Origin of the sequence: Bacillus sp. JJ634 (assembly GCF_036962285.1) — a bacterium.
Taxonomy (GTDB): domain Bacteria; phylum Bacillota; class Bacilli; order Bacillales; family DSM-1321; genus Peribacillus; species Peribacillus asahii_A.
The window spans coordinates 1-12,783 of sequence record NZ_JBALMU010000132.1 but is presented as its reverse complement, the minus strand read 5'-3'; the positions used below and the strand labels follow the sequence as shown (position 1 = coordinate 12,783).

The following is a 12,783-nucleotide window of genomic DNA, read 5'->3' as shown; positions in this document are numbered from 1 at the left end:
AATATTGTTTACATTGTCAAACGCTATGCAGTGAAGAAAATGTATGTAAAGTATGTGGTAAGCAAGAATTTTGCAGCCTTATTATTAAAGTTCAATATCAATCTGAAAAAGATTCGAAAACAAACTATTAAAAAACCTACTAAGTATGATACTTTATCATACTTAGTAGGTTTTTTAGATAGTATGAAAAATCGCTTTTACATTTTAATCATCAAGATGATATGAATAGTTCCGGTGTTTTGAAGATGGATAGGCAGGCAAATGGCTTTTTCAAATCCATACATTTTTGCTTTGCCGACAAGGACAGTAGGAGGAGTAATATCCATACTGATGTTACTTTGTGCCAAGGTAGTAGCTAAGTTCCCTGCAATCATATTACCAAGCTCTGAGGTAAACGATTCTAACATTTCACCTTCAAGAGGCATGCCAAACATCGCCTCTCCAATTCTACTCATGCATGATTCAGAGCCTTCGATAATTAATCGGCCTGGTATATCTCCTGTCATCCCGATTAATACACTAAGAGCTTCTTGTTCGAAAGGTTGGGTAATTACGTTTGGTTTGTCCGTTTCCATTGTAAGTGGTAATACTGACTGTACAGCTGAAATTGTTCCATTTAAAACAGTTGTAACATGAGTACTAATGGCCATTTTCATTTCCTCCGATTCCATGAATTTCTTTTATCATACCAAAGAAGTAGTCTTAAATTACTATTTGTTTTTAAGAATTTATGAACTTTATTTACAGGGAGAATGATACTTTGAATAATCCTTCAATGACTGGAGATATTAACCACTAATTGAAGGAGTGGGAACATGGCTTATGTATTGTCTTCAGCTCATGCAGAGTTGCCTTATGCGTTAACACAGGACGCGATTATGGAGTTCTCAAGAGAGCTTTTTGGAGAATCATTTAAGAATATCGAACGATTATTACAAGCATTTAAAAATGGACAAGTGCAAACGCGTTATTTGTCCAATCATCTAGACTGGTTTAAAGAAGACCGGACCTTTGCGGAAAGAAACGACATGTATATCGACCAAGCGGTTCAATTCGGTGTAGAGGCGGTTAAGAAGTGTTTAACAAATGAACGATTTTTAAAAAGGGAAGTAGCAGAGAGCGAAATTGATGCTTTTTTTTACATATCTAGTACAGGAATTGCAACACCAACGATTGAAGCTCGAATTATGAATATTCTCCCATTCCGTCTACATACAAAAAGGATTCCGATTTGGGGGCTTGGGTGTGCGGGGGGGGCGAGCGGACTTGCGCGCGCTTTTGACTATTGTCAAGCTTATCCTAAAGCAAAGGTGCTTGTACTTAGTGTAGAGCTTTGTAGTTTAACGTTTCAGAAACGGGATATTTCTAAAAGTAATATCATTGGAACATCGCTTTTTTCCGATGGGGTAAGCTGTATTTTAGTATGCGGAGACGACGTGCCAGCAGCGGAGCTTTCCAGTAGCGGCCAGCAGTTTCATGTGCTTGCGAGTCAATCAACACTTATGCCCGATTCATTAGATGTCATGGGCTGGAATGTGAAAGATGAAGGACTGTATGTTGTATTTTCAAAAGATATTCCAACAATTGTGAAACAATGGCTAAAACCGAATGTTACAGCCTTTCTTGAAGAATATAACGTGACATTGCAGGATATTCGCTACTTTGTGGCGCATCCAGGTGGAAAGAAAGTTATTGAGGCTTATCAAGAGGCATTAGGATTTGATGAAGAGATGACATCGATTTCTATGGAGGTTTTAAAGGAGTTTGGAAATATGTCTTCAGCGACCGTTTTATATGTATTAGAACGATTTATGGAACGTGGAGGGATCCGTGGAGAATATGGCTTAGCAGCCGCACTTGGACCTGGTTTTTCTTCAGAATTAGTCTTAATGAGGTGGAACTAATGTTATTTCCCATTTTACTTAGTTTTGTTGTTGGACAACGGTTCATCGAACTAATTATTGCGAAACGAAATGAAAAACAGTTAAAAAATAGCGGTGCGATTGAGTTTGGGGCGGACCATTATCCATGGATTGTCTTACTTCATATTGGTTTCTTTACAGTGTTGCTGAGTGAAGTGCTTCTATTAGATCGTGAGTTATCTTCTTTATGGCCAATTTGGTTGTTGTTGTTTACACTTGCTCAAATAGGACGAATATGGGTGATAAGCTCTTTAGGGAAACATTGGAATACGAAGATTATTGTCTTACCATCAGCTGATGTCGTTATTAAAGGACCCTATAAATTTATGAAGCATCCGAACTATGTTATTGTGGCTACCGAAATTCTTGTGTTATCGCTGTTGTTTAATGCTTACTTCACAGCCATTATTTTTTCATTATTAAATCTTTGGATGATGAGGGTGCGAATTCCAATAGAGGAGCGGGCTTTGCAGGAACATACAGCATATTTTTCTGTATTTAAGCAAAAATAATAAATAAAAAAGTCAAAAAATTCATTGAAAATGATTATCGTTCATGATAAGATTCAAATGAACATGAAAATTATTCTCAATATACTTACTAATGAATGACGATATAAATAATTAAAAGGACGGTGCTTTAAATGGTTTGGTTATTTATTTTATTAACGGTAGTTACATATAGCTTTGTGATGAAACATGTATTAAGTCATATTCAAAAGCCGGTTAAAGTAGCGAACAAGCAAAACTATGTGAAAAATGAAAATATGGTAACAGTAGTTTCCGTTCAACCAGTCAGATCATGAATCTGGCTTTTTTTTATGCCTTCATACAATGAGGTCTGAATTTTCCTGTAGGAATAAATGTAGAAATCGTTTACAATAAGTATAAATAAAGAGATATGAGGGGTATGGATTCATGATTCAACAAACATTAGAGCAACAGTCAAAAATGGGAGTTTTGACCGCACTATATGAAAAGTTTCAGTCGGCTGGGGATGTAAGTAATGCCGATAAAATGAAGCAGTTAATAATGAAATGTAATCAAGATGAGTTTGTCCTTGCATTTTGCGGTCACTTTTCAGCCGGAAAATCAAGCATGATTAACTTTTTATTACAAGATCAAGTGTTGCCATCGAGTCCGATTCCAACAAGCGCGAATACAGTTAAGGTGCAAAAAGGGGAGAACTATGCGAAAGTATTCTACCATGATCAGCCGCCTGTCTTATTTCCAGCGCCGTATGATTTTAAGGAAGTAAAGAAATTTGCTAAAGATGGTGACTCTGTCTCAGCGATTACGATTAGTTCAAGTGAATTTCCATTGCCAGAATCTTGTGTCATTATGGACACACCTGGGATTGATTCTACGGATGATGCACACCGGGTTTCGACAGAGTCGGCTCTGCATTTAGCAGATGTTGTGTTTTATGTGATGGATTACAATCATGTTCAATCGGAAGTGAATTTTCTATTTACAAAGGAACTAATTGAAGCAAATAAACCAACGTACTTAATTATTAATATGATTGATAAGCACGATGAGAAAGAACTCAGCTTTGAAGGCTTTCAGCGTTCCGTAACGGAAGCATTCGCAAACTGGAATGTATTCCCAAGTGGTATTTTCTATACATCTGTAAGGGATTTAGATTTAGAAGCGAACCAAATTGAAACGGTACGTCAATTTATTTATGAGATGGCTGAGAAAGGTGAAGCCAGTGGTACAGACACAGTTATGCAGTCTGCCCATGTTTTAATTGAGAAGCATCTTACTTGGTTAGAGGAACAATTTGAGGAAGAGCATGAGAAAGAGTTTACATTATTAGCGGAATTACCGGATGATGAACGAGCGCAAATGACGGAGCAAGTGGAAAGTCTTCAACAAGAAAAGCGTGACATTCTTGCACGAATCGATCATGTGAAAGAACGATTTACGGATGATTTAGAAGAGATTTTGAAAAATGCTTATCTAATGCCAGCTCCTACGCGTGATTTAGCGACAGCCTTTTTAGAATCCACACAGCCTGACTTCAAAGTAGGCATGCTGTTTGCTAAAAAGAAAACAATGGCTGAGAAAGAGGAGCGATTACGTGCTTTTCTTGCTGATATTCAAGAAAAGGTGAAGATTCAACTGGAATGGCATATTAAAGAAATGGCCGTTAAAGTTCTTGCAGATGCTGAGGTTCATGATGCGAACTTAGAAAGTGAGGCACAATCGCTTTCGATTTCCATTATGGAGGAGTTTTTAAGAGGCTCTTTAAAACCGCAAGCTAGTATGACCGGAGAGTATGTGTTGAATTATACAAATGACTTGGCGAACTCTATAAAGAAAGAAGCACGTGGAGTAGCGGATCAATTTTTAGCAGATTTATTAGCTGCTATGAAGAAGAAAGCGGATAATAAATTACGTCAGCTATCTACTGAACTTGAGCAGTATGCTGATTTTGAAAGAGCATTAAATGCTTCCGCCGCCTTAGGTGATAAAGTAACAAAAGAACAAAAAGAGCTGCAAGATATTGCACATGCAACTTCTGATGTATTCGACAATCTAGCTGTTGACACATTAGTGAATCAATGGCTAGAAGAGGAACGAAATGTGAATGTGAAGATGATGGAAATAGGAAATCACGAAGTACGTGATGGAGCTGGTGCTTCTATTCTTGCAGAAATGGAAGCAAGTGCTGGTACAGACGTGAAGGAAGCATCGGTTGTTAAAGGCGATTTACGCGGAAAAGAAAAACTTCTTGAAACGGCAACAAGTTTACAAGAAGCCGCCCAACTGATTCAGCCTTTAAAAGGATTCCAATCTTTATACAAAGAATTAACAGACAAAGCCAGTCGCCTAGAGCAGCAAACATTTACCGTTGCTTTATTCGGGGCTTTTAGTGCAGGGAAATCCTCCTTCGCTAATGCGTTAATGGGGGAAAAAGTATTGCCTGTTTCACCGAATCCGACGACAGCTGCTATCAATAAAATTATGGCGTCAAATGCGGAGCATTCACACGGTACTGCAACTGTTCAATTAAAAACAGAAGCGATGTTACTCGAAGACGTATCACTTGCGCTAAATGCTTTTGGAAAGCAAGCAAAAACACTGGATGAAGCGTATCAATTTGCGGGTGAGATTGTTGCGAAAGCAGATGAACAGGAAACAGGTAAAACGTATCTTTCTTTCTTAAGAGCGTTTCATCAAGGGTTACCTCCTTACAAAGAGCAGCTTGGTACCGTTATTACAGTAGATTTAGATGGCTTTAAAAGCTTTGCGGCTGAGGAATCGAAGTCTTGTCTTGTTGATTTAATTGAACTGTATTATGATTGCGCCATGACGAAGCAAGGAATGGTATTAGTTGATACACCGGGAGCCGATTCCATTAATGCTCGTCATACAGGAGCGGCCTTTGAATATATTAAAAATTCAGATGCCATTTTATTTGTGACGTATTATAATCATCCATTCTCGAAAGCGGACCGTGAGTTTTTAATTCAGCTTGGTCGTGTTAAAGATTCCTTTGCGATGGATAAAATGTTCTTTATCGTTAATGCGGTAGATTTGGCGGAAACGACAGAAGAATTAGAGGACGTAATCGAATATGTGAAAGACCAATTAAATGGCTTTGGTATTCGCTTCCCGAAATTATTCCCGTTAACGAGTAAAGGGGCGCTTTCAGAAAAGCTTGAGCCAGGTTCCTTCCATCACGCATTCTTGCCGAATAGTGGAATTAGTACGTTCCAATCACGTTTCGATGACTTTATTGAACATGATTTAACGGACCTTGCGATTGAGTCAGCAGAAGCGGCTGTCATTCGCGCAGAAGAACTATTAGCGGATGTAATTGCTGCTTCTAAACAAGATGAGCAAGCGAAATTGCGTGCATTAGAAACGTTGAACGAGGAAAGCCAAGCGATTGCTGACATACTTGCGTTGATTCCGAGCGAAGCAGAGAAAAAACGATTGAAAAAAGAAGTGGATGAACTAACTTTCTATAGTAAGCAGCGTGTCTTTTTACGTTTTACGGATTTCTTTAAAGAATCCTTTAACCCAGCTGTTATTAAAGACGATGGGCAGGACTTAAAGGTTGTATTGAAGCAAGCGCTACAAAGTTTATTAGAATCATTAGGCTTTGACCTTTCCCAGGAAATGAGAGCGACGGCTTTGCGTTCAGAAGTATTCGTTAATAAGTTATTAAAAGAAAAGCAAGTGTCACTGTTACAGCAAATTCAAGATGTTAGAAAGACCATTTCTTTGCAGTCTTATGAAGCGGCAGGACGGGATATTCCTGAATTCAAGCGGGCCTTTGAAGACCTAACAGAAGCGGAATTCAAAAAAGAGTTAGCTCTTTTTAAGAATCCAAAGGCCTTCTTTGAAAAAAATGAAAAAGTGCATATGAGCAATGCTATTCAAACGCGTTTAGATCAGCCGGCTCTTGATTATGTACAATTCCAAGGTGGACGTATGTTTGAAGCCTACACAGCGATGCTTGAAGAAGAACTAGTTGCCATTCAACAAGCTTATCAACGAGAAATTGCTGATATCTTTGCTGGTTTACGTTCTGCTTTAGAAGAAAAAGTGGATATTCCGTACTATGAAGAAGTATTGGAGAAAATGAAAAGAAAGCATTCTTAATGAAAAAAGCGGACTTACTAAAATAAGTAAGTCTGCTTTTTTACTTTTTTTGTTTGAAAGGGTGATTCTACCTCTCTTCTCACAATGATACTAGAATAAAAATATCAATAGATTAACTCTTCCTAATTTCACGTTCATTTAATGGTTGGACAGGACGATGATTGTCTGGGAAGATTTGACGAAATGCCTCGATTTGTTCTTTAGACATTTCAATTGGCTGCTCTAATACAATCCACTTAACGTTTTCAGAACATGGAGGAGTCGTTAATGAACCATTATATCTAAATGATTGTTGATCTTTTGGAAGTATCTCCGTCAAGTTTATCGGATTAGCTAGTTTCTTCGCTTCAGTTGTTTTTTCTTGAGGGAGGACTTTCCAGGCCTGTTCAAGAACCTCATTTGCTTTGCCTTCCTTAATCATTAGCCCTATTACGGCTAATTGATTGTTGGCATCTTTATGTACGAGATGTAATTCCATATCGAAATTTTGTCCATTAAATTGATGTTCGCTTGGTGTATGAAAATGAAATTGAGCTAATGTATACTTATTACTGTTTAGAACAATGAAGTTATCTGATGTTGCAGGATTCCCTTGAATAGTATGTCCATTGTTTTCTAGGGAAAATTCAGAGGATATGTAGTTGATTTGTAGCTCTTCAAGTTGTTTATCTGTTTTAATTTGGGATGTCTCAACATTGATAGGGGATTGTTCCTTCCCGTTTATACATGCAGAGTTTAGAGGATCTAACTCACCCCAATGTTCTGGCCCTGTTTCCCCTTTGTAGGACCAATCCGTTTCATGATGTACAGTCGTTGACGTTTCTGTGGATTCTTCTTTTTGAAGCTTCTCTTCCTTAGTTGATTCGGTTAATCCTGAAGAACAACCAGCTAATGCTAGAGAAATAAAAGTTGTTAACAGGGTGAAGCTTAATTTACGAATTTTCATTTTGAACCTCCCTATTCTATTTTTGTGTGATATTTTATAACACTAGTCCTAAATTAATATAATTTATACATATTTTCAACCAATTTTTGAAAAATAGGAATTGTTGACTAGCAGTTTTTTGAAAGGCTGTGTTAAATAATAGTTGATCAAATGAGTAGGAACCAAAAATCAACAGCGTCCTATAACAAACTCTTTTTAAAAAGTAACTATACTAATAAAAATCATGATAAAATAGGTACACATCATAGTTGAGGTGGTAGTATGTTAGGAAATGAAAACGAACAGCGTCCAACTTTTCTACTTGTAGACGGGATGGCGCTTTTATTTAGAGCTTTTTATGGAACGGCAGTTACGGGACAGTTTATGATTAATTCAAAAGGTGTACCGACGAATGCAGTGCAAGGATTTTTAAAGCATATGCTAACGGCAACTAATCATTTTAAGCCAAGCCATGTGGCGGTTTGTTGGGATATGGGCAGTCATACGTTTCGAAATGAACTGTTTGATGGGTATAAGGCGAATCGTTCGGATGCACCAGTGGAGATGATTCCACAGTTTGATTTAGCGAAGGAAGCAGTTCAAGCCTTTGATATTCCGAATATTGGACTAGCTGGTTTTGAAGCGGATGATTGTATTGGAACGATTGCGAAAGCGTCAGCTAAGGATAGTCGTGTAGGCATTTTAACGGGAGATCAAGATATGCTGCAATTGTTAGATGAGCATATTTCTGTTGTGTTATTGAAAAAAGGCTTTGGTAATTATGATGTGCATAATCCTCATAGTTTTTATGAATGGAAAGGGATTAAGCCGAGGCAAATGATTGATTTAAAAGCGTTAATGGGCGATACAGCAGATAACTATCCAGGTGTAAAGGGAATTGGGGAAAAAACAGCGTTAAAATTATTAACGGAGTATGAAAGTATCGAAGGCATTTTAGAAAATTTATCTTCATTAACGAAGGGGCAGCGGGCGAAGATTGAAGCAGAGCTTGAGATGCTTCATTTATCCCGAAAGCTTGCTGAAATTAAATGTGATGTACCGATTTCTTGCTCGCTTGATGCGGCATATTTTCAATATGATGAAGAAAAGGTACGGTATATGTTAGAGACGCATGAATTTCGATCAGTTTTACGTATGCTATAAGAGGGCAGGAGCTTCAGAACAGAAGCTCCTGTTTTTTTGTATTATTGATCATATATGTAAAATGATGTAGTAAGAGAAGAGTATTATATATTGTTTATCATTAAACATGTAAGAGAGAAGAAAATAATATTATAGAAACATAGGAAGTATAGGTCATAATAAAATTTTTATTTACTTTTCGAATTCATAGCAGTATGCTAATCACAGTTTCATATTTCTAAATCGCTGAAACCGTTTGGTGCGGGGGAACCATTATTAGAATTGTTTAACAATTCAAGGGGTGAATCCTTTCAAGGTAGGGCTACTCAAAGGTCCGAATCCGACAGCTAACCTCGTAAGCGTTATATGAGAAGGAAGGTGGAGCTTGTGAGACAAAAAAATTGATGTCTGCAGGTCTATTTAACTTTGACTTGTAGGCATTTTTGCGTTTTTTTCAAGCTTTTTTATTTAATTGGGTAATATACAATTACTATTTATGTTTGGTGGTGATTCTTAGTGATGGCCTCTATAAAAAGGTTTTTAATTGGTCGGCCTTTAAAATCAACGGCAGCCGGGGAACAAAAGCTTAATAAAACAAAAGCTTTGGCTATATTATCTTCTGATGCGTTGTCTTCTGTTGCATATGGTCCAGAGCAAATATTGATTGTGCTAGTTACAGTGGGTGTGACTGCATTTTGGTATTCCATTCCTATCGCTGTTGGGGTATTGATTCTGTTAACGGCTTTAATTTTGTCTTATCGACAAATTATCTTTGCTTATCCTCATGGAGGGGGAGCGTATGTTGTTTCAAAGAATAATTTGGGTGTGAATCCAGGATTGATAGCTGGAGGATCCTTATTAGTCGATTATATTTTAACTGTGGCTGTAAGTGTGTCTGCGGGTACGGATGCCATCACATCTGCTTTTCCTAGTTTACATGCACATAATGTGATGATAGCCATCATGTTTGTCATATTTCTTACGATTCTTAACTTAAGAGGAGTAACAGAGTCGGCTTCTATATTAGCCTATCCGGTGTATTTATTCGTTTTAGCGTTATTCATTCTAATTGGTGTGGGAATATACAAAATTTTGATAGGTGAAGTCTCTTCTGACTTACGTGCTTCAATTGGCACACCAGTCACGGGAATCAGTTTATTTATACTTCTAAGAGCATTTGCATCAGGTAGTTCTGCGTTGACAGGAGTTGAAGCAATTTCTAATGCGATTCCAAACTTTAAAGATCCAGCCCCTAATAACGCTGCAAAAACGTTAATTTTAATGGGCTCCTTACTTGCTGTGTTATTTACAGGCATTGTATTTTTAGCCTATTATTTAAGCATTGTTCCTAGCGCAGAGGTTACAGTTGTCTCGCAAATTGCTGAAGGGATATTTGGACGAAATTTCATGTATTTCTTTATTCAAGGGACAACAGCATTGATATTAATCCTTGCTGCCAACACAGGCTATTCTGCTTTCCCTTTGCTGGCGGTCAATCTTGCAAAGGATAAGTTTATACCAAGGATGTTTACAATTAGAGGAGATCGATTAGGATATTCGAATGGAATTATCATATTAGGGCTTGCTTCCATCGTCTTAATAATCGCTTTTGAAGGACATACAGAAAATCTTATCCCGCTTTATGCAGTAGGAGTATTTATTCCATTTACGTTGTCTCAGACTGGAATGATGGTTAAATGGATCCGTGAAAAGCCAAAAGGATGGGTTTTTAAGTTAATCATTAACTCCATTGGTGCTGTTATTAGTTTGATTGTCACCATCATATTCTTTTTAACTAAATTTACTCAGGTTTGGCCGGTTTTAGTTTTTTTACCTATCATCATTTTCGTTTTTCATCGAATTAGAAAGCATTATGATGCAGTAGGTGAGCAGCTAAGGGTTGCGTCTTGTGAACCTGCTGTACCAATCGAAGGGAATGTAATCATTGTACCTGTTGCTGGTATTACTCATGTGGTGGAGAATTCATTAAACTATGCAAAATCCCTTTCAGCAGAACAGATTATAGCTGTTTACGTTTCTTTTGAACGAGAAGATGAAAAAAAGTTTGAGGATAATTGGAAGAAATGGCAACCCGATGTGAGACTTGTAACTTTACACTCACATTACAGAAGCATCATAGGTCCATTAACTAAATTTATTGATACCATTGAACATAAAGCGAGTGAAGCAAACTATCGGGTTACAGTCGTTATACCACAATTTATTCCAAGGAAAGGCTGGCACAATATTCTTCATAATCAATCAAGTTTACTGATTCGTACATCCTTGCTTTATCGAAGAAATGTCATTATCACGACTGTACCTTATCATTTGAAAAAGTAAAATATGTTCGAGCGATACAATAGCTGTTACTTTGAATAGAGCGAACTTATTGAATGAGTAAAGTGATAAAAAATCTTTTTCATTGTAGCGAGTTTATTAAAGCTTTAAATACCACTTTGTTCAGAAGTAAAGTTTACTCTGAACGAAGTGGTATTTCTCGTGTTTATTATTAATTTTTTATTAGATAAACGATAGGAAAAAGTCAAAATTTGCGGTAAGATGAAGGAAAAAGTGTACGGAGAAGGTGGAAGATTGGCTTGGTCGACTGAAGAGTATATTACATATTTAGAAGGAAAAGGTTTTTCTTTTGGTGAAGATATGATTGGTTTTATTTATTTTGGAAAACAGTATACGAAAGCTAGTGATTCTTTAGTTAATATTGCGATTGAACTAACATTAAAGGTGCAAAAAAAGTTCGACGGCAGCTTTTATGTATCTTTGCTTGAAACTTTAACAAAAAATCATATTGCTACAAAACGAGAAGCGGAAAAGTTTGCTCGTGAACAAGGCTTATTTCAATAAAATCGGACTCCCTTAATGGAAGTCCGGTTTTATTTTTCTTTTTTTAGCAGGCAGTTCGGCAATAACCATCCCAAACAAAATACATATACAGCCAGCGATTGAAGCGAATGTTAACTTTTCATCAATCCATAGATAGGATGTGAGAGCGGCAAATACCGGCTCAGTTGCAAAAATTAACGCAACTCGTGTTGGAGATGTGTAGGCTTGGAAATGCGTTTGCGCAAAAAATGCTAATGCTGTGGCAAAAATAGCGGTCACAAACAAGGCGCTCCAAACTTCTGTTTGCAACATGATGGTTGGATTGACTAAGACTGAAATATCTTCACCAAAAATCGGTGCTGATATAAAGGATAGAATCGATACGGTAAACAGCTGCACTAATGTTAATGGTAAAGCTTCATAATCGCTAGCGACTTTAGCTGTCATAATAATTTGCATTGCAAAACTAACCGCACATAATAAGATGAGCAGATCACCAAGACTGAATGAGGCTGTATCGACCACTGTCATTAAATAAAGTCCAATTGTGGCTGCAATAACTCCGATGATTGCATTTTGTGATAATTTCATTTTTAAAAGTAATACGGAGAACAGCGGAACAAGCACGACGCTTAAGCCGGTAATAAAGCCGGCTTTGGCTGGAGTGGTATGCAGTAAACCTACCGTTTGAAATGCATATCCTAAAAAAAGCCAAATACCAATTTTAAATCCGGCAATTAATAAATTTCTTGACCAAACACCTTGTTCTTTTCGGATGAAAAGAACATAAATAATAAGTAGACTTATAAAGGCGATCGAAAATCGAATCCCATTAAAGCTATGTGGTTCAAGAAAAGAAGTTGCATTTTGAACCATAACAAAGGTCGCCCCCCAAATAAAGGCGACGAATAATAACGTAAAATCAGCTGTCTTTCTCATCTGGCCGCTCCTTGTTTAAGTGAATAGCTCGTCTAGCTAATTGATCGGCGGACTTATTTTCAATGCTTGGAATCCATTTTATAAAAAAGAGGTCTAATTGTTTTGCTAAAGTTAACGCTTGAGCAAGCAATGGTGCATAGCGTTTATTTTTGGCGAATTCTTTTTCCATTGCTTGGTTAATTGCTTGTGAATCCGTGCGAAAAGAGACAATTTGATAATGATTTTTCACACAAATTTCTAATGCTTTAATCAATGCATAGTATTCTGCTTCATGATTTTCCAGTAAGCCAAGTGGAATCGAATAGCGTTCTACATGACCATTATTATTAATAAAAATGCCTGCACCGCTTGGGCCAGGGTTCCCAGCACTAGCGCCATCAATATATACTTC

Annotated in this window: 11 protein-coding genes and 1 riboswitch; of the genes, 7 read left to right on the top strand and 4 right to left on the bottom strand. The window is 37.2% G+C overall.

All coding sequences use genetic code 11. The features are described from left to right. Nucleotides 1-197: 197 nt before the first annotated feature. A complete protein-coding gene (locus V7068_RS18020) occupies nt 198-650 on the bottom strand; it encodes a chemotaxis protein CheX (protein WP_499713920.1) in 453 nt (150 codons plus the stop codon). Nucleotides 651-815: 165 nt separating this feature from the next. Between V7068_RS18020 and V7068_RS18015 the strand changes: the two genes are divergently transcribed. The 4 genes from V7068_RS18015 to V7068_RS18000 all read left to right on the top strand — a co-directional run bounded on the left by V7068_RS18015 (nt 816) and on the right by V7068_RS18000 (nt 6,541). After that, nucleotides 816-1,904, top strand: a complete 1,089-nt coding sequence (locus tag V7068_RS18015) for a type III polyketide synthase (RefSeq protein ID WP_499713919.1) — start codon at nt 816-818, stop codon at nt 1,902-1,904. Continuing rightward, nucleotides 1,904-2,434, top strand: a complete 531-nt coding sequence (locus V7068_RS18010; protein ID WP_252282549.1) for an isoprenylcysteine carboxyl methyltransferase family protein — start codon at nt 1,904-1,906, stop codon at nt 2,432-2,434. The genes V7068_RS18015 and V7068_RS18010 overlap by 1 nt, the downstream gene beginning before the upstream one ends. Before the next feature lie 131 nt (nt 2,435-2,565). Further along, a complete protein-coding gene (locus tag V7068_RS18005) occupies nt 2,566-2,727 on the top strand; it encodes a hypothetical protein (RefSeq protein ID WP_375348768.1) in 162 nt (53 codons plus the stop codon). Nucleotides 2,728-2,839: 112 nt separating this feature from the next. Next, nucleotides 2,840-6,541, top strand: a complete 3,702-nt coding sequence (locus tag V7068_RS18000) for a dynamin family protein (protein WP_499713918.1) — start codon at nt 2,840-2,842, stop codon at nt 6,539-6,541. 112 nt (nt 6,542-6,653) lie between these two features. Here V7068_RS18000 and V7068_RS17995 read toward each other — a convergent pair whose 3' ends face one another. Further along, nucleotides 6,654-7,481, bottom strand: a complete 828-nt coding sequence (locus tag V7068_RS17995; RefSeq protein ID WP_499713934.1) for a carbonic anhydrase — start codon at nt 7,479-7,481, stop codon at nt 6,654-6,656. A gap of 267 nt (nt 7,482-7,748) precedes the next feature. Between V7068_RS17995 and V7068_RS17990 the strand changes: the two genes are divergently transcribed. From V7068_RS17990 to V7068_RS17980, 3 genes are all read left to right on the top strand, one after another. Further along, nucleotides 7,749-8,630 (top strand): 5'-3' exonuclease, encoded by an 882-nt coding sequence (locus tag V7068_RS17990; RefSeq protein WP_499713917.1) that lies wholly within the window; start codon nt 7,749-7,751, stop codon nt 8,628-8,630. Between the two features lie 213 nt (nt 8,631-8,843). Further along, nucleotides 8,844-8,987: riboswitch (cyclic di-AMP (ydaO/yuaA leader) on the top strand. 138 nt (nt 8,988-9,125) lie between these two features. Continuing rightward, complete coding sequence (kimA, locus tag V7068_RS17985) at nt 9,126-10,952, top strand: potassium transporter KimA (protein WP_499713916.1); 1,827 nt, start codon at nt 9,126-9,128, stop codon at nt 10,950-10,952. Nucleotides 10,953-11,204: 252 nt separating this feature from the next. Beyond that, the gene (locus V7068_RS17980) at nt 11,205-11,474 is read left to right on the top strand and encodes a DUF6123 family protein (RefSeq protein WP_499713915.1); all 270 of its coding nucleotides are present in this window, start codon (nt 11,205-11,207) and stop codon (nt 11,472-11,474) included. Between the two features lie 12 nt (nt 11,475-11,486). Here V7068_RS17980 and V7068_RS17975 read toward each other — a convergent pair whose 3' ends face one another. Then, nucleotides 11,487-12,392, bottom strand: coding sequence for a DMT family transporter (locus V7068_RS17975; RefSeq protein WP_499713914.1), 906 nt, complete (start codon nt 12,390-12,392; stop codon nt 11,487-11,489). Next, a partial coding sequence (locus V7068_RS17970; protein ID WP_499713913.1) for a reverse transcriptase-like protein occupies nt 12,376-12,783 on the bottom strand: 408 nt, incomplete at its 5' end. The genes V7068_RS17975 and V7068_RS17970, both read right to left, overlap by 17 nt.

Bases quoted from the DNA above. Each gene is read 5' to 3' on its own strand.
- V7068_RS18020 (WP_499713920.1), bottom strand. From the start codon at position 650: ATGGCCATTAGTACTCATGTTACAACTGTTTTAAATGGAACAATTTCA.
- V7068_RS18015 (WP_499713919.1), top strand. From the start codon at position 816: ATGGCTTATGTATTGTCTTCAGCTCATGCAGAGTTGCCTTATGCGTTA.
- V7068_RS18010 (WP_252282549.1), top strand. From the start codon at position 1,904: ATGTTATTTCCCATTTTACTTAGTTTTGTTGTTGGACAACGGTTCATC.
- V7068_RS18005 (WP_375348768.1), top strand. From the start codon at position 2,566: ATGGTTTGGTTATTTATTTTATTAACGGTAGTTACATATAGCTTTGTG.
- V7068_RS18000 (WP_499713918.1), top strand. From the start codon at position 2,840: ATGATTCAACAAACATTAGAGCAACAGTCAAAAATGGGAGTTTTGACC.
- V7068_RS17990 (WP_499713917.1), top strand. From the start codon at position 7,749: ATGTTAGGAAATGAAAACGAACAGCGTCCAACTTTTCTACTTGTAGAC.
- V7068_RS17975 (WP_499713914.1), bottom strand. From the start codon at position 12,392: ATGAGAAAGACAGCTGATTTTACGTTATTATTCGTCGCCTTTATTTGG.